The organism is Acidovorax sp. LjRoot66 (assembly GCF_964253305.1).
Lineage (GTDB): Bacteria > Pseudomonadota > Gammaproteobacteria > Burkholderiales > Burkholderiaceae_C > Acidovorax.
The window spans coordinates 6,250,602-6,273,615 of sequence record NZ_CAXUQU020000001.1 but is presented as its reverse complement, the minus strand read 5'-3'; the positions used below and the strand labels follow the sequence as shown (position 1 = coordinate 6,273,615).

The 23,014-nt window shown below is 62.4% G+C and carries 18 protein-coding genes and 1 tRNA gene; 6 read left to right on the top strand and 13 right to left on the bottom strand.

All coding sequences use genetic code 11. The features are described 5' to 3' along the window. Positions 1-2: 2 nt before the first annotated feature. The 13 genes from ACSQ3Y_RS29380 to ACSQ3Y_RS29320 all read right to left on the bottom strand — a co-directional run bounded on the left by ACSQ3Y_RS29380 (position 3) and on the right by ACSQ3Y_RS29320 (position 15,209). Positions 3-854 carry a C13 family peptidase gene (locus ACSQ3Y_RS29380; RefSeq protein WP_057269033.1) on the bottom strand — a complete coding sequence of 284 codons (852 nt, stop codon included), beginning with the start codon at positions 852-854 and terminating at the stop codon, positions 3-5. A gap of 246 nt (positions 855-1,100) precedes the next feature. Further along, positions 1,101-3,131 (bottom strand): glucans biosynthesis glucosyltransferase MdoH, encoded by a 2,031-nt coding sequence (gene mdoH / locus ACSQ3Y_RS29375; protein WP_436179731.1) that lies wholly within the window; start codon positions 3,129-3,131, stop codon positions 1,101-1,103. Next, the gene (locus tag ACSQ3Y_RS29370; RefSeq protein WP_436179730.1) at positions 3,104-4,672 is read right to left on the bottom strand and encodes a glucan biosynthesis protein G; all 1,569 of its coding nucleotides are present in this window, start codon (positions 4,670-4,672) and stop codon (positions 3,104-3,106) included. The genes mdoH and ACSQ3Y_RS29370 overlap by 28 nt, the downstream gene beginning before the upstream one ends. Before the next feature lie 182 nt (positions 4,673-4,854). Further along, the gene (locus tag ACSQ3Y_RS29365) at positions 4,855-6,276 is read right to left on the bottom strand and encodes a sigma 54-interacting transcriptional regulator (RefSeq protein WP_057201724.1); all 1,422 of its coding nucleotides are present in this window, start codon (positions 6,274-6,276) and stop codon (positions 4,855-4,857) included. A gap of 4 nt (positions 6,277-6,280) precedes the next feature. Continuing rightward, complete coding sequence (locus tag ACSQ3Y_RS29360; protein ID WP_436179729.1) at positions 6,281-6,928, bottom strand: hypothetical protein; 648 nt, start codon at positions 6,926-6,928, stop codon at positions 6,281-6,283. Continuing rightward, the gene (locus tag ACSQ3Y_RS29355) at positions 6,918-8,378 is read right to left on the bottom strand and encodes a sensor histidine kinase (RefSeq protein ID WP_436179728.1); all 1,461 of its coding nucleotides are present in this window, start codon (positions 8,376-8,378) and stop codon (positions 6,918-6,920) included. The genes ACSQ3Y_RS29360 and ACSQ3Y_RS29355 overlap by 11 nt, the downstream gene beginning before the upstream one ends. A gap of 22 nt (positions 8,379-8,400) precedes the next feature. Continuing rightward, complete coding sequence (gene miaB, locus ACSQ3Y_RS29350) at positions 8,401-9,741, bottom strand: tRNA (N6-isopentenyl adenosine(37)-C2)-methylthiotransferase MiaB (RefSeq protein ID WP_436179727.1); 1,341 nt, start codon at positions 9,739-9,741, stop codon at positions 8,401-8,403. A 100-nt stretch (positions 9,742-9,841) separates the two neighbouring features. Next, a complete protein-coding gene (locus ACSQ3Y_RS29345) occupies positions 9,842-10,291 on the bottom strand; it encodes a hypothetical protein (RefSeq protein ID WP_436179726.1) in 450 nt (149 codons plus the stop codon). Between the two features lie 165 nt (positions 10,292-10,456). Continuing rightward, a tRNA-Met gene (locus ACSQ3Y_RS29340) sits at positions 10,457-10,533 on the bottom strand. Positions 10,534-10,558: 25 nt separating this feature from the next. Next, complete coding sequence (locus tag ACSQ3Y_RS29335) at positions 10,559-11,338, bottom strand: enoyl-CoA hydratase (RefSeq protein WP_436179725.1); 780 nt, start codon at positions 11,336-11,338, stop codon at positions 10,559-10,561. Between the two features lie 83 nt (positions 11,339-11,421). After that, complete coding sequence (locus ACSQ3Y_RS29330) at positions 11,422-13,209, bottom strand: M61 family metallopeptidase (RefSeq protein WP_436179724.1); 1,788 nt, start codon at positions 13,207-13,209, stop codon at positions 11,422-11,424. Between the two features lie 61 nt (positions 13,210-13,270). Then, positions 13,271-14,002 carry a DsbC family protein gene (locus ACSQ3Y_RS29325; protein ID WP_436179723.1) on the bottom strand — a complete coding sequence of 244 codons (732 nt, stop codon included), beginning with the start codon at positions 14,000-14,002 and terminating at the stop codon, positions 13,271-13,273. 73 nt (positions 14,003-14,075) lie between these two features. After that, positions 14,076-15,209 (bottom strand): FAD-dependent monooxygenase, encoded by a 1,134-nt coding sequence (locus tag ACSQ3Y_RS29320; protein WP_436179722.1) that lies wholly within the window; start codon positions 15,207-15,209, stop codon positions 14,076-14,078. Positions 15,210-15,300: 91 nt separating this feature from the next. On the opposite strand from ACSQ3Y_RS29320, the gene ACSQ3Y_RS29315 reads away from it, so the two are divergent. The 6 genes from ACSQ3Y_RS29315 to ACSQ3Y_RS29290 all read left to right on the top strand — a co-directional run bounded on the left by ACSQ3Y_RS29315 (position 15,301) and on the right by ACSQ3Y_RS29290 (position 22,985). Further along, a complete protein-coding gene (locus tag ACSQ3Y_RS29315; protein WP_436179721.1) occupies positions 15,301-16,170 on the top strand; it encodes an MOSC domain-containing protein in 870 nt (289 codons plus the stop codon). Positions 16,171-16,254: 84 nt separating this feature from the next. Beyond that, a complete protein-coding gene (ychF, locus tag ACSQ3Y_RS29310) occupies positions 16,255-17,352 on the top strand; it encodes a redox-regulated ATPase YchF (protein ID WP_436179720.1) in 1,098 nt (365 codons plus the stop codon). 117 nt (positions 17,353-17,469) lie between these two features. Then, on the top strand, positions 17,470-18,855 hold the full coding sequence (locus tag ACSQ3Y_RS29305; RefSeq protein WP_436179719.1) for a tyrosine-type recombinase/integrase: 1,386 nt from the start codon (positions 17,470-17,472) through the stop codon (positions 18,853-18,855). Then, positions 18,852-20,522, top strand: a complete 1,671-nt coding sequence (locus ACSQ3Y_RS29300; protein ID WP_436179718.1) for a site-specific integrase — start codon at positions 18,852-18,854, stop codon at positions 20,520-20,522. Before ACSQ3Y_RS29305 ends, ACSQ3Y_RS29300 begins: the two co-directional genes overlap by 4 nt. Next, complete coding sequence (locus tag ACSQ3Y_RS29295; RefSeq protein WP_436179717.1) at positions 20,519-22,582, top strand: hypothetical protein; 2,064 nt, start codon at positions 20,519-20,521, stop codon at positions 22,580-22,582. The genes ACSQ3Y_RS29300 and ACSQ3Y_RS29295 overlap by 4 nt, the downstream gene beginning before the upstream one ends. After that, complete coding sequence (locus ACSQ3Y_RS29290) at positions 22,557-22,985, top strand: hypothetical protein (RefSeq protein WP_436179716.1); 429 nt, start codon at positions 22,557-22,559, stop codon at positions 22,983-22,985. Before ACSQ3Y_RS29295 ends, ACSQ3Y_RS29290 begins: the two co-directional genes overlap by 26 nt. Positions 22,986-23,014: the final 29 nt, after the last annotated feature.

The window sequence follows — 23,014 nt, the reverse complement described above, 5'->3', positions numbered from 1 at the left end:
CCTCAGGGCGCCAGCAGCCAGTCCTTCAGGGGCTGGCCGGCCCAGGCCTTGGCCTCTTCGCCAACGAAGGCCTGCGGCTTGGAGGCCGGCAGTTTGCGGCGCTTTTCCTGTGCGGCGATGGCTTTTTTCGCTTCGCCCATCCAGTCGGTCACCGACAGGCCCTCGGCGCCGGCCTGGCCGAACAGGGCTTCGGCGAAGGGCGTGTGGTTGCCCTCGTACTGGCACTTGAACGAGGTGCTGCGCACATCGGTCGCGGTCAGCACCACGCGGTTCGGTGCCTTCAGGGGCTCGATGAACGAGCCGCTGTAGCACGCCGACAGCACCACCAGCGTGGGCACCTTGCCCAGGGGCGCCAGGGCGTCGCTCAGGATCCTGGGCGTGATGGGTTGCTGGTTCTTGCCGCCCACGTTGACGCTGAGCAGTCCGGGGTTGGCGTGGGTGGAGATCAGCAGCAGCACGCGGTCACGCGGGCGCGCCACCTCGGCCATCTTGGCCATCACCAGCGCGAAATTCTCGGCCGTGGCCTGGGGCCAGTCGGCGCTCTGGTCCTTGGCCGGGTTGGCCAGCTTGAGCATCAGGGCATTGGGGTCGATCCCGCTGACCAGCTTTTCGGCCAGCAGCACGTCGTTGCGGAAGGCCTTGGACTGCGAGTGCATTGCAAAGCCGGCAAAGATGATGCGGCCTGGCGGTTCGGCAGGCGGCTGGGGTTCGGGGGCTGCCTGGGGTGCAGGCGCCGACGGCTCTGCCACCTGGACGGGGGGCGCAGCGCAGCCTGCGGCCGCGAGGGCCAGTGCCAGGGCGCTGGCGTGGAAGAAGCGCCGCGTGGCGGCGTGGGGGGCAAGAGGCGATGGCATCGATGGTGTTTCCACAGAAGGGCAAGAATCGGGGCAACCGGAGCGCGGCGCGCAGGCGGTTGCGAAGCGTGCGTATCGTAAGGGAGTGCCGTGGCGAGTCCAGCGCCTGTTTGGGTGAGTGGCGCAGCCGGGGTTGCGTTGTCGCCCATCGCCAGCAGGGATTGGATGCTATTGAATGAGTAGCAAACGACAAAAAGCCGGTGCATGCACCGGCTTCGTGTTTGTGTGGCAAATGTCACGCTTTCATCATGCGGCCCGCAGCGCCGGCCGTGCCAGGCGGCTGGCATGCAGCCAGGCGCGGCGCAGCACGGGGGGCGACCACGACTCCTCGGGGATCAGCAGCAGGCGCTGCGCACGCATCGCCTTGCCCAGAGCGATCTGGCTGGTCAGCACTGCCAGTGGAATGGCCAGCGCCAGCGGCAGGCCCACGGGCATCAGCCACAGCAGGGCGCTGCCGTCGACGAAGGCCACGCCCAGGGCCAAGAGGGCGATCACGGCGGTCATCGGGGCGAGCTGGCGCGTGGCCTGGCCCCAGGGCACGGCATTGGCTTCGCGGGGTGGCGACTTCCATTGCAGTTCCAGGCCGGTGATGGCCAGCAGCACGAACAGCGAGTGGGCCAGCATGCGCACGGGCGCCTGCAAAATGGCCAGCACGCTCTCGACCACGGCGCTCTTGACGAGGCTCCAGCCACCACCGTACTGCGACTGCTCCTTGCGCATGAACACGGCGGTCACGCCCAGGATGCGCGGCAGGAACAGCATGGACACCGTCCAGCCCCACAGGCCCAGCAACTCGGCTGGCAGGATGTGCCAGTTGGCCACCACCGGGGCACCCGACAGCCACAGGGCCGTGCCCAGCGTCAGGAAGGCCAGCCACAGCGGTGCCGACAGGTAGGCCATGGCGCCGGTCACGAACATCGAGCGGTGCACGGCATGGATGCCGGGCTCGGCCATCAGGCGGGCGTTCTGCAGATTGCCCTGGCACCAGCGGCGGTCACGCTGCAGCTCGGCCAGCAGGTCCGGAGGTTGCTGCTCATAGCTGCCGATCAGGTCGGACACCAGCCACACGTGGTAGCCGGCGCGGCGCATCAGCGCGGCCTCGACGAAGTCGTGCGACATGATGCCGCCCGACAGGCCGCCCTTGCCTGCGATGGGGGCCAGCGCGCAGTGCTGCATGAACGGCTCCATGCGGATGATGGCGTTGTGGCCCCAGTAGTGCGACTCGCCCAGTTGCCAGTACTGCATGCCCAGGGTGAACAGGCGCCCGGTGACGCGCGAGGCGAACTGCTGCGCGCGGGCGTGCAGCGTGACGTGGCCGATGGCCTGCGTCGCGGTCTGGATGATGCCGGCGCTGGGGTTGGCTTCCATCAGCTTGGCCATCGAGACGATGCAGTCGCCGCTCATCACGCTGTCGGCATCGAGCACCACCATGTAGCGGTAGTCCTTGCCCCAGCGGCGGCAGAAGTCGGCCACGTTGCCGGCCTTGCGGTGGCTGCGGCGCGTGCGCAGGCGGTAGTACACCTGCACCTGGGGCTGCTGGCCATGCTCGGCCAGGGCGCTGCGCAGGTCTTCCCAGGCGGCATGCTCGGCCTTGGCGATGTCCTTGTCGTAGCTGTCGGACAGCACGAACACGTCGAAGGTGGCGCCGTGGCCCGTGGCCGCGACCGATTCGCAGGTGGCGCGCAGGCCGGCGAACACCGTGGCCACATCCTCGTTGCAGATCGGCATGATGATGGCCGTGCGCGCCTCGGGCGAGAGCGGGTGCGATGCCACGCTCTTGGCCGACAGTGCATGGCGATCGCCGCGCAGCATGACCCAGAAACCCATCATCCCGGTCATGAAGCCGGTAACCACCCAGGCCGACAGCAGCGCGAACAGCGCCATCTGACCATAGCCCAGCCAGGCGTTGTCGTAGTCGGGCTGCACACCCGCGAACAAGGTGGTGGCCAGCGTGGTGCTGAGCACCGTGAGCAGCGCAAAGGTCCAGCGGCGGCGCTGGGCGGCGCCCTGCCAGGCCTCGTGTTGCATGCCGGCCGGGGTGGCCGGTGGAGCGCTGCCGGGGCGGCCGGTCAGGCGCAGCAGCAGCGCGGTGCCGATGCTGTTCCAGAAGCCGCGCCAGGGCAGCGGCGCCATGGAGCCGCGGTGGAGCGGCGGCGCGGTGACGGAGTTGGGGTGGCGCTCCTCGCGCAGCGTGCTGCGCTGCGTGCGAGGGGCACCACGGTCTTCAGAGGCGAGGGGCTCTGACGGGCTTACTCGGGAAGAATGATGTGCGTCCATGTTTCGCTCACAGCGTGGTTGTCGTGTTGAAGGAAAGCGCGCAGCTCGATCGGGCGATCGGCCTGCTGGCGCTGTACGCGCACGGTCATGCGCCACTGACCGGTGGCAGGGTTGCGGTAGGCCGCGTTTTCGAGAACCTTGCCGTTGGCGTCGGCGGTGACCACGGCCTTCACGGCCGCATCGGTGGGCAGGGCGGCCAGCGCCGGGCCGGTGAAATCGACCACGTACTGCACCTGCTGGCGCAGCTCCTGCGCGCTTTGCTGGGTAAAGCCCATGCCGCGACGAGACTGCGTGACCCAGCTGCCCGGCGGGCGCTGCTGTTCATCGCCCTGCCAGCCGAGCTCGTACGAGAACTCCAGCGGCGTGCCCGGGGCGGGCAGCTTGGCCGGCACCCAGTAGGCGACGATGTTGTCGTGCGTTTCGTCGGGCGTGTTGTTCTGCACCAGCTCCACCCGGCCCGGGCCCCAGTCGTGCAAGGGGCGCACCCAGGCGCTGGGGCGGCGCTCGTAGCGGGCTTCCACGTCCTCGTAGCTGGCCCACTGGCGGTCGCGCTGCATCAGGCCGAAGCCCTTGGGGTTGGTGGTGGTGAACGAGGTCACCAGCGTGCTGCCCGGGTTCTGCAGCGGGCGCCACAGCCATTCGCCTTCGCCCGTGGCGACCATCAGGCCGTCGGAGTCGTGCACCTCGGGGCGAAAGTCCTGCTTGCGCGGCTGGTTTTCGCCAAAGAAAAACATGCTGGTCAGCGGCGCCACCCCCAGCGTGCCCATGGGCTTGGCGGCGTTGCCGCGCACGAAGACCCGGGCGCGCACGGTGGTCAGCGTCTGCGGCCCGGGCGTGATGTCGAAGCGGTAGGCACCGGTGGCGCGGGGCGAGTCGAGCAGCGCGAATACCGTGACCTGCTTGCCTTGGGGCTCGGGCTTGACCAGCCAGAAGTCGGTGAAGCGCGGAAACTCCTCGCCCGTGCCGCCCACGGTGTCTATCGCCAGGCCGCGCGCCGACAGGCCGTACTGCTGGCCCGCACCGAGTGCGCGGAAATAGCTCGCGCCCTGGAACACGGCCAGCTCGTCCTTGTACTCGGGCGAATTGAGGTGGTTGTGCAGGCGAAAGCCCGCAAAACCGAGGTCACCCCAGGCCTGGGGCTGCACGGTGTTCTTGCCGTAGTCGAAGTCGGCGCGGCTGTAGCTGATATCGCGCGTGCCCGAGGGCGTCACTTCATGGATGCGCACCGGCTGGGTCTGGTACAGGCCCAGGTGGAAGAACATGGCCTCGAAGGGCAGCTTCTCGGCGCGCCACAGGGCACGCTCGGGCTTGTAGCGGATGTCACGCACCTGGTCGTAATTGAGCTGGGCCAGGTCTGCGGGCAGCTTGTCGCTGGCAGCAACGAAAGGCTTGTCGGCGCGCTCACGCGCCAGCTTCGTCAGGCTCTCGAAATCGAACGCCTGTGCCTGCGCCACGCTGGCCGCCAGCAGGGCAGACAGCGCCAGCGTGGCTGCAGCGCTGCGGCGCAAGCTGCGTGAAAAAGAAGGAAAGACAGCATCCATGCCGGCATATAGGGCAAACCCTGTGCCAGCTCAAAAAAACGCTTGTATATCAACAGCTTAGGAGCTGGTTGGCCTGTAAGCAGATGTGCAATGCAGCAAAACGGCCTCAAAAGGCCGGTTTTTGTCGCCGGATGGCGACACGGGGATGGCTGTGCATCGCCAATCCCTTTGAAATCAAGGACTTACTCCTGTCGCTCATCGGCGACGTCATCGCCCAGGCCCTCGTCCGGGCTGGCGTCGCTCTTGAAATGGCCGGGGGTCAACGCATGCTTTTGCAGCAGCCGGTAGAACTCCGTGCGGTTGCGCTGGGCCAGGCGCGCGGCGTCGGCCACGTTGCCATCGGTCATCTTGAGCAGGCCCACCAGGTACTCGCGCTCGAAGCGCTGGCGCGCGTCGGCAAAGCTCAGCACCGGGGCCGAGGGGATGCGCAGCGCGCGCTGCACCAGGGTCAGCGGCACCAGCGGCGTGGTGGACAGTGCACACACCTGCTCGACCACGTTGAACAGCTGGCGCACATTGCCGGGCCAGGCCGCCGTGGTCAGGGCCTTGAGCGCCTCGGGTGCGAAGCCCGACAGGCGCTTGTCGTACTTGCGCGCCAGCCGGTCCAGGAAGTGGTTGGCCAGCAGGGCGATGTCCTCGCGCCGCTCGGCCAGCGTGGGCAGCGCCAGCGTCACCACGTTGAGGCGGTAGTACAGGTCCTCGCGGAACTGGGCCGTGGCCATGGCCGCCTCCAGGTCGCGGTGGGTGGCCGAGATGATGCGCACGTCGATGGGCGTGGACTGGCTCGACCCCACGGGCCGCACGGCCCGCTCCTGCAGCACGCGCAGCAGCTTGACCTGCAGGGCCGGCGGCATGTCGCCGATCTCGTCAAGGAGCAGGGTGCCGCCCTCGGCCGCCTGGAACAGGCCCTTGTGGTTGCTGGTGGCGTCGGTGAAGGCGCCCTTGACGTGGCCGAACAGCTCGGACTCCAGCAGCGCCTCGGGGATGGCGCCGCAGTTGACTGCCACGAAGGGCTTGGCCGCGCGCGGGCTGGCCCGGTGGATGGCCTGGGCCAGCAGTTCCTTGCCGGCGCCGCTGTCGCCCAGCAGCAGCACGCTGGCGTCCGACTGGGCCACCATGTAGGCCTCGGCCAGCAGCTCGGTCATGCGGTTGGAGCGGCTCACGATCTCGGCGCGCCAGGCCTCGTTGGCATGGGCCTGGGCCACGACCGGGGCGCTCAGCGCCAGGGCCTCCCCAATCTTCTCGAGCAGGTCCTTGCCGTCGTAGGGCTTGGTCAGGTAGGTGAACACGCCGCGCGAAGTGGCCTCCACTGCGTCGGGGATGGTGCCGTGCGCGGTCAGCAGGATCACGGGCAGCGAGGGGTGGCGCTCGCGCACCTCGTCGAACAGGGCCAGCCCATCCTTGCCCGGCAGCCGCACGTCGCTGAGCACCAGCTGGGGACGCGCCATTTCGAGTTGGGCCAGTGCCGCTTCGGCAGAGCCCACGGCAATCACCTCGTAGTCCGCAGCCTTCAGGCGCAGCGAGAGCAGGCGCAGCATGTCGGCATCGTCATCGACGACCAGGATGCGTTGTCGGCCGCTGGCGGGTTTGCTGGTGGGCGGCATGGTTTCAGCGGACCTCGCTGGCTGCGGGGGCGGGTGGCCGGGCGGTCATGCTGCGCTCGATGGCACGCACGGCCTCCAACCGCTCGTTGAGCTGGTCGTTGCGGCGCTGGGCATCGCGCAATTGCTGTGCCTGCCGCTCCAGTTGCTCTTCCAGCCGGCGCTGCTGCAGCAGCCGTGCTTCCAGCAGGCGCGCCAGGGGTTGCAGGGGCTGCGTGGCGGTGTCGTTGTGGCCCAGCAGGCGCTGCACCTGCGCCAGGGCGCGGGCCGTGTCCACGGGCTGGCGGGTCTGGGCCAGGGCCAGCGCCAGGTGCAGGGGGCTGGCGGCCAGCGTGTCCTCGGCCTCGCCCAGGCGGGCGATTTCACGGGCCAGCTCGGCAGGCGGCATGCGCTGCACGCGGTCGGCATAGGCCAGCGCCTGGGTGAGCTGGGCAGACTCGGGCGCAGGCGCGCTGGCCTGCGGCGCGGTTTCCCGGGGGGGCTCGGCGGGGGGCGGTGCCACGGGCAGAGGGGCTGGCACCACCACCGCCACGGGGGCAGGCGGCGTGCCTGCAGGCGGGGGGCTGATGCAAGCGGCCAGCAGCGCTGTGGGCGCCAGTACCAGTGCGCCGATGTGGCGGCGCGCAGCACGGGTGGATGACAGGCTAGGAGGCATGGGGCAATTCGATGCGAAAAAAGGAATGGTCGCCATCTTCCACCAGTTCCACCCGGCCGCCATGGGCGCCGATGTATTCCTGAACGATGGACAGGCCTACCCCGGTGCCGCGCACGGCATCTTCGGGCTGGCGGGCGCCGCGGTAGAAGGGCTCGAAGACATGGGGCCGGTCGGCGGGGGCCACGCCAGGGCCCTGGTCGATGACGTCGATGCGCACCCGGCCCGGCACCCGGGACACTGCCAGGCGCACCGTACCCTGCTTGGGCGAGAAGCGGATGGCATTGGACAGCAGGTTGCCGATGGCCGAGGCGATCTTGTCGCCGTCGATGGCCAGCGACACGGGCGAGCCCTGCACCACCACGCGCAGGCCGCGGGCCTGCCACTGCAGGCGCTGGGATTCGACCTGCGCCTCCAGCAGCGCGATCAGGTCGGTGTCGCGCCGGTGCAGCTGCCGGGCCTCGAAGGCGGCGGCGTTGAAGCGCAGCAGCGCCTCGATCTCGTTTTGCAGCACGATCGTGTTGTGGTGCAGGATCTGCGCCACCTCCTGCTGCTCGGCATTGAGCTCGCCCGTCACGCCGTCCTGCAGCAGGGCCACGCCCTCGCGCATGGAGGCCAGCGGGGTCTTGAGCTCGTGCGATACGTGGCGCAAAAAGCGCGCCTTGTCCGAGTCGAGTTCCAGCAGGCGCAGGCGCAGCCATTCGAGCTGCAGGCCCACGCGGCGCACGTCGGCCGGGCCATTGATCTGGATGGGCTGCTCCAGGTCGTTCTCGCCCAAGAGGCGGATGGCGCCTTCGAGCCGCTTGAACGGCCGCGCCAGCCAGATGCCGAAGGACAGCGCCAGCACCAGCGCCAGCACGATCACACCCACCACCTGGTGCGTGACCTCGCGGCGGCTGGCGTCGACCTTGGCCTGCAGGGCGCTGTTGCGCTCGGCGTTGAGCTCCTGCACCGATTGCACGATGGCGTTGTGCAGCGTGTCGAGCGAGGCGAACTCCTCCGCTGCGGCGCGCTCGTTCTCCAGCGATACGGCGGCCGGTGCTGCCATCAGCGACTGCACCGTGGCCAGGTGGGCGCGCCACTGGGCCACGTGCCTGGCCGGCAGGCCGCCGTCCTGCAACTGCTGCAGGGTCTGCTGGGCGTCGCGCGCCATGTCGTCAAAGCCCCGGCGCAACTGCGCGTCGCCCAGCACCAGGGATTGCCGTGCCGCCCGCTCCATGGTCTGGCCGCGCTGGCCCAGGGCCTGCGCAGCGGCGCTCAGGCGCGTGGCCTGCACGGCGCCCTCGCGGCTTTGCACCATGAGCTGCTCCAGCGAGTACAGGGCCCCCAGCGAGCTGGCGCCCAGCAGGCCGGCGATCAGCAAAAAGGCCAGCAGCAGCAGCTGCTGGAACGACAGGCCATGCAGGCGGTTCCTGCCCGGTTCATTCACGCGTGAAGCGCTTGATTCGGCCATGGAGAGTGGGATGGGCCGCAGCTCAGGCCGTGGCTGTTTCTTGCACCACGACTTCGCCGCGCAAGGTGTAGGCCTTGGCCTCGGTGATGGTCACGTCCACCATCTGGCCGACCAGGCGCGGTTGGCCCACGAAGTTGACCACGCGGTTGCACTCGGTGCGGCCCATGAGCTCGGTGGCGTCGCGCTTGGAGGCGCCTTCCACCAGGATGCGCTGCACCGAGCCCACGCGGCTTTCGCTGATGGACTTGATGTTGGCGTTGATCACCGACTGCAGGTGCTGCAGGCGGCGCAGCTTCACCTCGTGCGGCGTGTCGTCGTGCAGGCCGGCGGCGGGTGTGCCGGGGCGCGGGCTGAAGATGAAGCTGAAGCTGTTGTCGAAGTGGATGTCGTCGATCAGCTTCATCATCTTGCCGAAGTCTTCCTCGGTCTCGCCGGGGAAGCCGACGATGAAGTCGCTGCTCATCGCCAGGTCGGGGCGGATGGCGCGCAGCTTGCGCACCGTGCTCTTGTATTCCATGGCCGTGTAGCCGCGCTTCATGGCCATCAAAATGCGGTCGCTGCCGTGCTGCACCGGCAGGTGCAGGTGGTTGGCCAGCTTGGGGATGCTGGCGTAGGCCGCGATCAGGCGCGGCGTGAATTCATTGGGGTGGCTGGTGGTGTAGCGGATGCGCTCGATGCCGGGGATCTCGGACACATACTCCAGCAGCAGCGCGAAGTCGGCGATCTCGGCCGTGCCGCCCATCTTGCCCAGGTAGGCGTTCACGTTCTGGCCCAGCAGGGTGATCTCTTTCACGCCCTGGTCGGCCAGGCCCGCCACTTCCACCAGCACGTCGTCGAACGGGCGGCTGACCTCTTCACCGCGCGTGTAGGGCACCACGCAGTAGCTGCAGTACTTGCTGCAGCCTTCCATGATGGAGACGAAGGCGCTGGCGCCCTCGACCCGTGCCGGCGGCAGGTGGTCGAACTTCTCGATCTCGGGAAAGCTGATGTCCACCTGCGGGCGGTCCAGCCGCTCGCGCTGGTTCAGCAGCTCGGGCAGGCGGTGCAGGGTCTGGGGGCCGAACACCACATCGACGTAGGGCGCGCGCTTGATGATCTCGGCGCCTTCCTGGCTGGCCACACAGCCGCCCACGCCGATCTTCACGCCGCGCGCCTTCAGGTGCTTGATGCGGCCCAGGTCGCTGAACACCTTCTCCTGTGCCTTCTCGCGCACCGAGCAGGTGTTGAACAGGATCAGGTCGGCCTCGTCCACGTTCTGCGTGGGCTCGTAGCCCTGTGCGGCGTGCAGCACGTCGGCCATCTTGTCCGAGTCGTACTCGTTCATCTGGCAGCCGAAGGTTTTGATGAAGACTTTTTTGGCCATGGCAGTCAATTCTCGTGTCCGAATGGGGATGCGGCGGCACGCGTGGGGCGGCCGCTCTGGGTGGGGTAGTGGGCGCGTGCGTGGCCCACCGGGACCGGGCTTACTTCTTGACCGGGTCCGAGTCGGTGCGGAAGTTGAACTGGATCGTGTCCCCAGGACCTTTGCGTGGCTGGGCCGCCTCGCCCTGGGTCAGGATCCAGGCGGACAGCAGCATGCCCGTGCTGTTCTCGATCAGGTAGTTGACCTTGAAGGTCTGGCCCTGCACGGTGTGCAGCATCACCAGCGTGTTCTGCGGGGTGAACAGGCGCATGCCCGGCGCCATGCGGATGGCGTTGCCATTGAGCTTGGCCTCGGATCCGGCCAGCACGGTCAGGTTGCCGCGCAGCGAGGCATCGGGGAAGTTGCGCATCTCGCCCATGCCGCCGGGCACCTGCTGGGCCTGGACCGGGGCGGCGGCGCACAGCAGCGCGGCGAGGCCGGCGGCCAGGGCGCGCAGCTGGGATCGGCCTTTGCGGGCTGGGGAGGTCAGGGCAGGGGTGCAGCGGTTCATGGTGTGTATCCAGAGGCTGTGAAGCAAGGTGGGGAAGGCGATTTTACCGGCCGGTGCACTGGCAAAGGCCTTTTGGAACAAGCCCTTACCGTGCACACCATGCGCCGAAACAACGCCGGCCCAAGAAAAAACCCGCAGCGCCAGGGCGCAGCGGGTTTTTGGATGTGGTGGTGGTAGGTGGACTTGAACCACCGACATCAGCATTATGAATGCTGCGCTCTAACCAACTGAGCTATACCACCGCAGACCTAAATTATAGAACAAAAATTATTGGTGTGTAAAGTTCGCGGCGCGTTTGTTCACGAAAGCGTCCATGCCTTCCTTCTGGTCCTGGGTGGAGAACAGGGCGTGGAACAGGCGGCGCTCGAACATCACGCCGTCCGACAGGCTGCCTTCGAAGGCGCGGTTCACCGACTCCTTGGCGGCCATCACGGCGACTTGCGAGAAGCCCGCGATGACGAGGGCAGCGCCCAGGGCTTCGTCGGCCAGCTTGTCGTAGGGCACGACGCGGCTCACCAGCCCGGCGCGCTCGGCTTCGGTGGCGTCCATCATGCGGCCCGTGAGGGCCATGTCCATGGCCTTGGCCTTGCCCACCGCGCGCGGCAGGCGCTGCGTGCCACCGGCGCCGGGGATCACGCCGAGCTTGATCTCGGGCTGGCCGAACTTGGCGTTGTCGGCGGCGATGATGAAGTCGCACATCATCGCCAGCTCGCAGCCGCCGCCCAGGGCAAAGCCGCTCACCGCGGCGATCACGGGCTTGCGGATGGAGCGGATGGTCTCCCAGTTGCGCGTGATGTAGTCGCCCTTGTAGGTGTCGGCAAAGCTGTACTTGGCCATGGCGCCGATGTCGGCGCCCGCAGCGAACGCGCGCTCGCTGCCGGTGACGATGACGCAGCCGATCTTCTCGTCGGCATCGAAGGCCTTGAGGGCCTGGCCCAGCTCGTCCATCAACTGGTCGTTGAGGGCGTTGAGCTGCTTGGGGCGGTTGAGCGTGACGATGCCGACCTTCTCGGCTTCGGTGCGCACTTCAATGGTTTCGTAGGCCATGGAATCGAATCTCCTGTGGTTGTTGGTGTGTTGCTCGGTCTCTGCCGGATGACTATACCCAAGCCCCAAGCCGTGGACACTGCCTACGCGAGCCAGCGGCCCACGGCGGCACTGTTGGTCACCCCCAGGCTGATGGTGTCGGGCGGGGCGCCCTTGCGGTCGGCGGCATCGGGCGGCAAGGTCAGCGGCAGCTGCAGCAGCCGGCCATCGCGCGCCACCACGGCCACCAGCTTGTGCTCGCTGCCCGCATAGAAGGCCACATCGTCGAGCTTCTGCACGCGCCAGCCCTGCCCATCCACCAGCACGCCCAGCCACTCGTCGCCGGCGGCAAGCCCGGCCTTTTCGGCGGCACCACCGCGCAGCACGGTCTTGACCTGCACGCTGTGGTTTTCTGCCACGCGCATGCCCAGGCGCTGCGCCAATTGTGGGCGCTCGGCCTTGAGCAGCACCCCGTGGGCCGCCAGCAGTTCGGCCAGCGGCAGCTCGGCGGTGCTGTGCACCCAGGCGTCGATCTCGCTGTCGAACGAACGGTGCCCCAGTTTCTGCAGCACCGCGCGCAGGTCGGCCTCCGCCATCGGGCCGCCTTTGCAGTGTTTCCACAGCGCTCGCATCACCTCGTCCAGCGTGGTCTTGCCGTCGCGGCGCAGGGCCAGGTCCAGGCACAGGCCCACCAGCGAGCCCTTGGTGTAGTAGCTCACCGTGCCGTTGGCAGTGTTCTCGTCCTGGCGGTAGTACTTGACCCAGGCATCGAAGCTGGCCTGGGCCACCGTCTGCACCTGGCGCCCGGGGGTCTGCAGCACCTGGTTGACGGTCTTGGTGATCAGCTTGAGGTAAGTGGCGTCGTCGATCAGGCCGGCGCGGCGCAGCAGCAGGTCGTCGTAGTAGCTGGTGAAGCCTTCGAAGAACCACAGCAACGGGGTGTAGTTCTCGCGGTCGTAGTCGTAGCGGGTGAGCTCGGCCGGGCGCAGGCGCTTGACGTTCCAGGTATGGAAATACTCGTGGCTGATCAGGCCCAGCAGCGTGGTGTAGCCGTCGCCTGCGCGCGCTTCGCCCTGGCGTGGCAGGTCGCGCCGCCCGCAGATCAGTGCGGTGGAGTTGATGTGCTCCAGCCCGCCGTAGCTGTCGCCCACGGCGTTGAGCATGAACAGGTAGCTCTTGAACGGGGCCTTGCCCTTGTCGCCGTGCCAGAAGGCCATGGCCGTCTCGCAGATCTTCTGCGTATCGGCCAGCAGGCGCTTGCCATCGAACGAGGGAGCGGCGCCCGCGACGACGAAACGGTGTGCAACGCCACCGGCCGTGAAACGCCCGCTCCAGAAGGTGCCCATCTCCACCGGGCAGTCCACCAGCTCGTCGTAGTGCGCGGCGGCATAGGTGCCGAAGCCCGCCTTGTCGGTGGCGCGCGCCGCCAGCCCCGTGGCAACGGACCAGTGCGCGGTGGCGGCGGTGCTGGCCACCTCCAGCGTGTGCGCGCCGTCTTCCTGGCCGTGCACGCGCAGGCACAGGCTGGTGCCGTTGAAGAAGCCGCGCGCGGCATCCAGCCAGGCGGTGCGCACCGAGTTGTCGTAAGCGCAGACCTGGTAGGTCAGCACCAGGGCATGGCCGGGGCGGCACTCCACCTGCCAGCGGTTCTTTTCCAACTGGGCCAGCGGCACGCTGCGCCGGCCCTGGCGGGCCTGCAGCTGCTGCAGGTTCTTGGAAAATTCGCGCACTAGGTAGCTGCCCGGTATCCAGACCGGCAGCGACAGCTCCTGCAGCTCGGCCGGTGCTGCCACCGTAAGGGTGACTGAGAACAGGTGGGCGTTGAGGTCGGCCGGTTCGACGCGGTAGTGAACGGGGGCGGGGTGGGTGTCGTCGGTGCGCTGGGTGGCCATGGGCGGTGCTTTGCGTGGCGTGGGGCCTGGCACCTCGGGGCACCGGACCCGCGGATGTCTGTCAGTTCGTGGTGGGCGTGTCGGCGGCGGCTTCTGCCAACCGCTTTTCCACGTCCTGCGCGCCAATGGCGCCCGGCACGCGGATGCCATCGGCAAAGATCAAAGTCGGGGTGCCGGTGATCTTGTGCTTCTTGCCGAACGCCAGGTTGCGCTGCAGCGCATTGGTGTCGCAGCTCGCGGCCGCAGGGGGCTTGTCGCGCACCATCATGTCCTGCCAGGCGGCGACCTTGTCCTTGGAGCACCAGATGTTGCGCGATTTTTCGGCCGAGTCGGGGCTCAGGATGGGGTACAGGAACAGGTACACCGTCACGTTGTCCACCTTCTGCATGTCGCGCTCGAAGCGCTTGCAGTAGCCGCAGTTGGGGTCCTCGAACACTGCGACCTTGCGCTTGCCGTCGCCACGAACGATGGTGAAGGCGTCCTTGATCGGCAGGGCCGAGAAGTCCACGGCCGTGATTTTGGCGATGCGGTCTTCCGTCAGGTTGCGGCGTGCCTTGGTGTCGATCAGCTCGCCCTGGATCAGGTAGTTGCCCTTGGCATCGGTGTAGAACACGTCGGTGCCGATGCGCACCTCGTACAGCCCCTGCATGGCCGTGGGGCTGATCTCGTCGATCTGCTTCATCTGCGGAATGCGCTCGGCCAGGGCCTTGCGGATGGCCGCTTCCTGGGCCATGGCCGACAGGCCCAGCAAGGCCAGCGCGGTGCCTGCCAGCACGGTGGAAATCAGTTTCATGGTGTTCTTGCTCGCTTCAATTGGGTCTGGCGGGGCTGCACATGGGCGCAGCCCCTGGTTGCCGGTAAGTGGGTCAGTGGATGCCCATGGCCTGGCGGGCCACGAAATTCTTGATCGGTCCGCTGCGCTCGAAGCCCTTCATGCCCCAGTTGCGCAGCGCCTGCCAGGGCCCGTCCTGGCGGGCGAACAGCTGCTGCAGCCCGTCGGTGGCCAGCCCCATGGGCAGCAGCGCGGCCTTGCGTTCCCTTTCATAGCGGCGCAGGAGCTTGGTGTCGGCCACGCTGCGCCAGTAGTCCCGCCCGTGCAGCAGCCCGGCCAGTGCCTGGGCATCGGCCAGCCCCAGGTTCAGCCCCTGGCCCGCCAGCGGGTGCACGTTGTGCGCCGCATCGCCGGCCAGCACAAAGCTGCGCTGCTGCTTGCCCTTGGGCGCCAGGGCACCGCACCAGCGGTCGGCCCGGGCCTGCTGCAGCGGCCAGGAGGCGCGCTCGCCCGCCAGTTGCAGGCTGCCCAGCGTCCGCTGGCTCGCCGCTTCCAGCCGCTCTGTGAATTCTTCGGGGGCCAGCGCCAGCAAACCTGGCACCTGCTCCTTCTGAACAGACCACACGACCGCCACGGAGTTCCCTTCGGGCCCGCCCAGGGGCAAAAAGGCCAGGATGCCGTCGGGCAAAAACCACTGGCGCGCCACCTGGCCGTGCGGCAGCTCGCAGGTCAGGCGCGTGGCAATGGCGTGCTGTTCATAGGGGGTGACCTCGAATTCCACCCCAAACTCGGCGCGTGTCTGGCTGGCGCGGCCTTCGCAGACCACGGTCAGCGCGGCCTCCACCGGCTCGCTGAGCGTCTCGACCTGGGGCTGGTAGCGCACGGCCTCGGCCAGGCGGGTCTCCAGGGCCGGCACGTCCACGATCCAGGCCAGGGCGTCCACCCCCTGGGCCTGTGCATCGAAGCGCACGGCGCCGCCCTGGTCACCCGCCACCTGCATGCTCGTGACCGCCGTGGCATGTGTTGCGTCGGGCCAACTGCGCAGGCCCTCCAGCAGGGTGCGCGAAGCACTGTTCAGGGCGTAGGCCCGCACGTCCGAGGTGGCACCTGCTGCGGGGGCCGGGCTGGCCACCAGGGCCACCCGCAGCCGCTCGCGCGCCAGCAGCAGGGCCAGGGTGCGGCCCACGATGCCCGCGCCGCGAATACAGATATCAAAGGTTTGCGCCATGCGGCCCATTGTAGGAGCGGCTCCGTTGCCTGCAGGGGCAGTGCAGAATTGGGGCCTTTCCCTGTCCGTTCTTTTCCAGGAGCGCCGCCGCGTGAGCTTCAGCACCGAATCCGACCTGTCGGGCACCATCGCCCGTCTGTTTGTCTACCCCATCAAGTCCTGCGCCGGCATCGAGGTGCGCGAGGCCCTGCTCACCGAGACCGGCCTGGACCTGGACCGCGCCTGGATGGTGGTCGACCCCGAGGGTCAGTTCATCACCCAGCGCGAGCTGCCGCGCATGGCGCTGATCCGCCCCCAGCTCAAGACCGAGGAAATGGTACTGCGCGCCCCCGGCATGCTGGCCCTGCATGTGGGCATCGACGTGGTCGAGGAGCCCATGACCGTGACGGTATGGCGCGACACCGTGCCCGCCTGGGACATGGGCGCCGTGGCAGCCCAGTGGTTCACCGACTTCCTGGGCACCCCCTGCCGCCTGGTGCGCTTCGACCCCGAAGTGAAACGCCTGTCGAGCATGGACTGGACCGGTGGCGTGGAGGCGCCGAACCAGTTCGCCGATGGCTTTCCGGTGCTGGTGGCCAGCGAGGCGTCGATGGACCGCCTCAACGAGCGTCTGGCTGCTGCCGGCCACGCACCCGTGGGCATCGAGCGCTTTCGCCCCAACGTGGTGCTCGCCGGGGTGGAGGCGCACGACGAAGACCGCGTGGACCAGATCCGCATCGACGCCGAGGGCGGCGAGCTGCAGCTCGTGCCCGTCAAGCCCTGCGCGCGCTGCCCCATCCCCGACATCGACCCGGCCACGGCCGAGAGCACGCCAGCGGTGGGCGACACCCTGCGCGCCTACCGCCAGGACAAGCGCCTGGATGGCGCCATCACCTTTGGCATGAATGCCATCGTGCGCCAGGGTGCGGGCCAGGTGCTGCGCGTGGGCCAGCGCGTGGCGGCCGATCTGCGCTTCGATTGAGGGCTTGTCCGGGGTGCTGCGGGTAGGGTGCGCGGCAGCCCCGTAAAATCGGGGTTTGTCTCCCGAATTCCAGAAAGCCCTGCCATGAGCCTCCAATGCGGCATCGTGGGCCTGCCCAACGTCGGCAAGTCCACCCTCTTCAACGCGCTGACCAAGGCCGGCATCGCCGCCGAGAACTACCCGTTCTGCACCATCGAACCCAATGTGGGCGTGGTCGAGGTGCCCGATCCGCGCCTGGCCCAGCTGGCCCAGATCATTTCGCCCGAGCGCATCGTGCCGGCCATCGTCGAGTTCGTGGACATCGCTGGCCTGGTGGCGGGTGCCAGCCAGGGCGAAGGCCTCGGTAACCAGTTCCTGGCCCACATCCGCGAGACCGATGCCATCGTCAATGTGGTGCGCTGCTTCGAGGATGACAACGTCATCCACGTGGCCGGCCGCGTCGACCCGATCTCGGACATCGAAGTCATCCAGACCGAGCTGTGCCTGGCCGACATGGGCACCGTGGACAAGGCCCTGAACCGCTACAGCAAGGCCGCCAAGTCGGGCAACGACAAGGACGCCGCCAAGCTGGTGACGCTGCTCACGCGCATCCAGGCCGCGCTCAACGAAGGCAAGCCCGCCCGCTCGGTCGAGATCACCAAGGAGGAGCAGCCCCTGCTCAAGTCCCTGTGCCTGATCACGGCCAAGCCCGCGATGTTCGTGGGCAATGTGAGCGAGGACGGCTTCGAGAACAACCCCTTCCTCGATCGCCTCAAGGAATACGCCGCCAGCCAGAACGCCCCCGTGGTCGCCATCTGCGCCAAGATGGAAGCCGAAATGGCCGAGATGGGCGACGAGGACCGCGACATGTTCCTGGCCGAGATGGGCCAGACCGAGCCCGGCCTGGCCCGGCTGATCCGCGGCGCCTTCAAGCTGCTGGGCCTGCAGACCTACTTCACCGCCGGCGTGAAGGAAGTGCGCGCCTGGACCATCCACATCGGCGACACGGCGCCCCAGGCGGCCGGCGTGATCCACGGCGACTTTGAGCGCGGCTTCATCCGCGCGCAGACCATCGCCTTCGACGACTACATCGCCCTCAAGGGCGAGCAGGGTGCCAAGGATGCGGGCAAGATGCGCGCCGAAGGCAAGGAATATGTCGTCAAGGACGGCGACGTGCTGAACTTCCTGTTCACCCCTACGTAGTGTTCCATTGACACTCACCCCAACGCTTTCCTATGCTATGGACATGGGGTTAGGCGCTGTGAGTGAAGACTGAGACCTGTCTTCTGTTAGTTTGACCGCCCCTCTAGGAGCGGCTTTGTGACTAATGCAGATAGACGGAAGTTTTCGGTCACCCACCAGAGTGGTGACCTAGGTGGCAGCACTTTGGTGGGGAAAGCTATTAAGTCCAGTGTAGATGATGACGCCTCCCAGGGTGGCGTTGCTCGTCTCGACTACATCGAATACTCAAAATTTAGAGCATCTCTGAACCAATCCGGCGCCTTCGCGTGGTCTGAGGTTCCACTGAAAAATTCCGTGAAGCTTCCTCAGATTTTTTGGGGTGTTGGGCGAGGATGGGATGAGGCGAATGTTTGGGCGTTAGAGCGTACCCTTGCTGGGTCCACAAACGTGGATACGGTAAAGCGCAACTTCAAGCATCTTCTAACCTATGCTCGTTTCCTTGAGGCTACTTCGGAAGACTGGCGTCACTTCCCAGTGAGTAAGGAAGATCAGCCGCTACGAAAATTTCGAGCATTTCTCATTGAACAGCGTGACTGCGGAGAAATAAAGTCTAGTACTGCTGCGAATTGTATTGGCGCAATCATTCAGTTCTACCGCTACGTACAATTGAAGGGGCTAATTGATTCTAGCAAGCCACTTTGGGAGGACAGAATTGCGATTGTAAATCGACATGATTCAACAGGTTTTAAAAGAACGATTCTGAGATTGGCTTCCGAGTTAAGCATTCCGAATCGATCTCTGATCGGTGATGTTTTAGAGGATGGACTTTTGCCTATCGACTGCGAGCAAATGTCGCAGCTTTTGAGATATACCTCTGAAAATGAAACCATCGATTTTCACTATATGCTCAGTTGCGGATTTTTCACTGGTGCAAGAATCGGCAGTATCGTTTCTTTTACAGTTGACTCTATTCGGAACGCTCGTGAAGACCCTCTCGCGCCCGGCCTCTTCCGAATTGCGGTTGGCCCGGGCACAGGAATTTCAACCAAATTTTCAGTAAGTGGAGAAATATTTATTCCTTCGGCTTTGCTTATAGACTTACAAGCATACGCTCGATCCACACACCGCCTGCTAAGGGAGGCAAAGGCTGGAGCAAATCACAAAAATCTACTTTTTTTAAGTCGAAGCGGAAAACCATATTCAGTTGCTACAGTAAACACCGTAAATTTTGAATGCAGAAAAAGTGCCTCAGCTGCGGGATTAAAAAGTCTATCGCAATTTACTTTTCATCAATCCAGAGCAACTTTCGGCACTTGGTTCATGAGCCTCTTGCTTGAATCAGGTTCTAAGACGGATGCACTACGAATAGTTCGTGATGCTATGCTCCATCGCAGTGAGAGCACTACGCTAGGGTATATTTCTTTCCTTGAAAATTCAAAATCCAAGATTTACGCTGCAAGTGCATTTAATGCTGCTTTCACTGGGATAAAAATTCCAATCAAACCTAATGAAATTAGAGAATGATTGCTCCCAAGTTGAACTTTCCTTCTGCTGTCTTCGGCGCGAACGAAACCCACTGGAGTTTGGATGCACTACTCTATAAAGGTGGGGCTGCATCGGATGTGCGTGGAGTGCGAATTGCCATCGAATCTAGCGCTCTTGGTGAGATGCTACCCGAGAGGTTGCCATTAGTTGTGAAGATTCATAAAGTGATTAATGGGGGACTGGTAGAGGGGGGGAGCCGCGATACTGCCGGGCGCGCAATTGAATTAGTTCGAATGTTTGCTGCATTCTGTGATGAATCTAATAGGAAATTCACGTTAGAGGAGTCGGTAAAAAACTATGCTGCTTGGACAACATGGCTTTTTCAACGAACGAAGCTACCAAAAAATGGAAGAGGGATTAGTGGTGAAGCTCCTATCAGCGCAAGCTCTGGCTATGGGTATGCGGCATTTGTAGGCACCATTTTAGATCGTGTATTGGAGCACCCTTCTCGCCTCATTGAGACAACATCGCTAGCGCGACCGGTTTCTAGGAAGTCGGCCATCGGAATTGTTGCAGAGAAGCAAAATTTGGGCGATACCTTTGCCATGGGAAGTTTTCTTCAAGACTTATGTGATGGTATCGATCTGGGGATGGTGTACTCCACTGCGAGAAATATTCCAATTATTCTGCGATCTGGGAAGACGTTTGTCTGTAAAGACCGTTCGCCCTTAGACAAATCCAAAACTTTGCGCGAGAACTTCGTCGAGGGCGTTCGTTACTCAATAGTTAATCTGCGTGTGGAAGCGGAATTGCTAATGTTCATTGGTCAAACTGGTATAAATCTCGAGCAAGCACTGAACGCAAAGCTGGTTAATTTTTTCTATATTGGTTATCTCGATGGCTACCAAGTAAAAGAATTTAAACGAAGGCGAGGAGGCCCGGTGCTATTTGAAATCTTCAAAGAGTACAAGCTTCATTTTGAACGCTATTTGCAATGGCGTGTAAAGATATTTCCGGAGTCACCATATTTATTTCCATTTATATCTAAGCCTGGTGTGAGGCGAAGGCGTACGTTTCGCAACGAACGAGTGAAACTGGCATGCGCACAAATGGGGCTGGCCTATATCCCACCCCGTCAGCTAAGGAACACCCGGGTGAATTGGCTACTGCGGCATTCGTCCGATTTAGATCAAACAGCCGCGATGGCTCAGCACACTCGTAAGACCCTGGTTCGCATATACCATCGACCTAGCCTTCAGCGTGCATTAGCAGAATGCACTCGTTTTTGGACGAAGTTCGATCCTCACCAAAATCGAACACTTTCTGTTGCTCCTGGAGTTTGTAGCGGTTCGCCAAAGGTGCTTGAGAAAATTCCGCACAATGCACCAACTCCCGATTGCAGAAAAACGTCAGGTTGTTTGTGGTGCGAAAATCATCGCGACGTTGACAGTTTCGACTATGTTTGGGCGTTGACTTCCTTCATGCATCTTAAAGCAATGGAATTGAGCAAGTCTGGGCCTCCATTAGAAAACGGGGTGGGAGCTCCTCCGGCAAAAATTGCCATTGATAGAATGCTGGAAAAAATTGATTGGTTTGAAAAATCCAGCGAAAAGAGGCGCGCATGGGTTCAAGAGGCGCGCGAACTTATGAGCGATGAGTCATTTCATCCAAATTTTTCAACTGTTATCTCCGACATCAAAAAATGAGTAATTTTGCAGCACAGCTTTCTTTTAAGTTGGCAAGTATGGCTAAAGGCGGTGCGCATACATTTTTTTCCCCTCCAACTTGGCCTCCTCCAGCAGATTGGGTAGTTAGTTTAGATGACCAAGGAAATCCGCTGTCGCTGTGGAATGATGAGAATTGGGATTTTTCCCCCTGGGCAGGGAAAAGTTTCAAAATATTCTTTTTAAAGACACATGGATCGCGAAATATAGGCAAGCTAGATCCGCGAAATGAACTTGTCCTAAGATTGGCAACAACATATTTAATATGGGGTCCGCGGGGAACACGCAGTTGGGATTCTCTTCGAAATGTATTTAATATATTTAGGCGTTTAGTTGTGTTCTGCGACCAAAAGGAGATATTGGCGGCCGAGCTATTTCGTTTCCCTGCACTAATTGAGGATTTGAATAAGCTGTACAAAACTGAGCAAGAGCGCAAGACCTTGCTTTTGACCCTTCATCGAATGTTGCGCGCTGCAGACGAGCTTGGATTTACTATATTAGATGAATTTTCATTATCGCTGCTCGCAAAAAGCTTTAAAGAAATTGCGTCTCACGACACGGTGCAAACTGCGTATATTCCTCCTCGAATATGGAATCATCAACTCGTTCGGTTGCGCGAATGTCTGGATGACTTTATCGAAAGATCCCAAGCATATGAAGAATGTTACAACTTCTGTCTCGACGCATATGCACATAATTTTGGTGATCTGAAGAGCGTCTTCGCGAGCACGAACAACACTAATACGGGATTGCTTCCTTTTAGCAACAAGCATGTCAAAGAGTCGAAGAATGGCATGGTTTATCATGGAAGCTTCGAAGATGTAGCAAAAAAATTTGAGATCTATGAGGTGCTAGAGAAGTGGGTCGCTCCAAGTAATGGAGTACTTACAATAAAGTCTCTATCAACATATGCAAAACTAGTCCAGTTTGCTGCTATATGCTATATCTGCAATTTTACGCTTCAACGTAAAGAAGAGGTTGCTGATCTTAGACTCGATTGCCTTTTATGGGATGAAGATCCCATTCTAGGCAAAGTTGCAATTATTCGAGGAGAGACGACAAAAACTGACCCAGACAGCGACGCTAGGTGGCCGGCAAGTCCCAGTGTTGACACTGCAGTGCAAGCAGCTAAGATACTAAATCGTATTAGAATGCGATGTGTTTTGGAGCTGCGTAGTCAAAGTCTCGTCAATTTCAATATTGATACTACCACCATCCTCCAATATAGCGTTGAACCCTGGAGCGGGAGACGTGATGCGGAACAGTATGGCCGCGTTACCACATTGACATATGCGAATATGTTAAAGATTTTTCCGAAGCTACTCGATGACGATGTGATTCGAATACGTGACGAAGATATTACTATTGCAAAGATGTTCACTCCAAATATTCAGAAGAATGCTAATTTTGCGGTTGGTGAGAGATGGCCTTTTGCTTTCCATCAGCTGCGACGAACAAGCGGCATTAATATGTTCGCAAGTGGACTACTCAGTGCTAGTTCAATACAGGTGGTGATGAAGCATTTGACAATGCTGCAGACAATGTATTACGGAAAAAACTTCAGTCACGCTCGATTTAATGAAGAGGTCGAGGAAATCACCTCAGCCGCTAGATTCGAGGTGCTTGCGAAAAATATTGAGACGCTTATGGATGAGCGCTACGTATCGCCCTTAGGTAGTCTTCGGAAAGATGAGATAATTGTAAATATTATCGGTGAAAAGGATTTCAAAAGGCTAGTGCGAGCTGGGAAGAATGGTGAAATTACATTTCGTGAGACACGACTGGGCGGCTGTGCTAAGCCCGGATTTTGCGATTACGGAGGCTATGAGTCGGTTGCGAACTGTTCGGGATATGAGGGGAAAAAACCCTGCGCCGACGCGATTTTTGACGTCAATAAGCGCGCAACAATCGAGACGCAGCTGAAGAGCATCGAAAGCCTTCTTGATGAAAACTCTGATGATGGCCCACGCCGACGAGTTTTAGTTTCAGAGGCACAGGGAATGAGGAGATATTTGGATGCAATACGAAAAAGAGACTGCTGAGGAGCGCTTTCGCGCTGCGTTTGAGCGGCTAAAAGAAAATAATCCGACTGAACTGAAAAGAGGCACGCCTGTAAGTCAAAATAACGTTGCAAAAGAAGCAGGAAAAGATCCCAGTGCGCTTCGAAAGAATCGACATGGAAAGCTAATCGCTGATATTCAAGCATGGGTCTCTGCCGGAAACATAGGCAGAGCAGGAAAGAGGGAAGAGAAAAAAGAGGGCAGATTAGGTAGGCTCGATGCTGACGAAAAATACCAAAGACTAACTGTCGAGAGGGATTTTGCGCAGTCGCAGCTTGTTTCTGCGCATCGTCAAATCCTTGAGTTGCTTGAGAAAAATGCGTATCTTCAGCAAAAAATCGATGAATTACTTCCGCCGCCTATACGGCTGCGACCGGAAAAATGAATACGGTTTCAAGCGGGCCGTAACGCAAA

Bases quoted from the DNA above. Each gene is read 5' to 3' on its own strand.
- ychF (WP_436179720.1), top strand. From the start codon at position 16,255: ATGAGCCTCCAATGCGGCATCGTGGGCCTGCCCAACGTCGGCAAGTCC.
- ACSQ3Y_RS29365 (WP_057201724.1), bottom strand. From the start codon at position 6,276: ATGCCGCCCACCAGCAAACCCGCCAGCGGCCGACAACGCATCCTGGTC.
- ACSQ3Y_RS29335 (WP_436179725.1), bottom strand. From the start codon at position 11,338: ATGGCCTACGAAACCATTGAAGTGCGCACCGAAGCCGAGAAGGTCGGC.
- ACSQ3Y_RS29295 (WP_436179717.1), top strand. From the start codon at position 20,519: ATGAGTAATTTTGCAGCACAGCTTTCTTTTAAGTTGGCAAGTATGGCT.
- miaB (WP_436179727.1), bottom strand. From the start codon at position 9,741: ATGGCCAAAAAAGTCTTCATCAAAACCTTCGGCTGCCAGATGAACGAG.
- ACSQ3Y_RS29325 (WP_436179723.1), bottom strand. From the start codon at position 14,002: ATGAAACTGATTTCCACCGTGCTGGCAGGCACCGCGCTGGCCTTGCTG.
- ACSQ3Y_RS29300 (WP_436179718.1), top strand. From the start codon at position 18,852: ATGATTGCTCCCAAGTTGAACTTTCCTTCTGCTGTCTTCGGCGCGAAC.
- ACSQ3Y_RS29380 (WP_057269033.1), bottom strand. From the start codon at position 854: ATGCCATCGCCTCTTGCCCCCCACGCCGCCACGCGGCGCTTCTTCCAC.
- ACSQ3Y_RS29360 (WP_436179729.1), bottom strand. From the start codon at position 6,928: ATGCCTCCTAGCCTGTCATCCACCCGTGCTGCGCGCCGCCACATCGGC.
- ACSQ3Y_RS29355 (WP_436179728.1), bottom strand. From the start codon at position 8,378: ATGGCCGAATCAAGCGCTTCACGCGTGAATGAACCGGGCAGGAACCGC.
- ACSQ3Y_RS29290 (WP_436179716.1), top strand. From the start codon at position 22,557: ATGCAATACGAAAAAGAGACTGCTGAGGAGCGCTTTCGCGCTGCGTTT.
- ACSQ3Y_RS29345 (WP_436179726.1), bottom strand. From the start codon at position 10,291: ATGAACCGCTGCACCCCTGCCCTGACCTCCCCAGCCCGCAAAGGCCGA.
- ACSQ3Y_RS29320 (WP_436179722.1), bottom strand. From the start codon at position 15,209: ATGGCGCAAACCTTTGATATCTGTATTCGCGGCGCGGGCATCGTGGGC.
- ACSQ3Y_RS29370 (WP_436179730.1), bottom strand. From the start codon at position 4,672: ATGGATGCTGTCTTTCCTTCTTTTTCACGCAGCTTGCGCCGCAGCGCT.
- mdoH (WP_436179731.1), bottom strand. From the start codon at position 3,131: ATGGACGCACATCATTCTTCCCGAGTAAGCCCGTCAGAGCCCCTCGCC.
- ACSQ3Y_RS29330 (WP_436179724.1), bottom strand. From the start codon at position 13,209: ATGGCCACCCAGCGCACCGACGACACCCACCCCGCCCCCGTTCACTAC.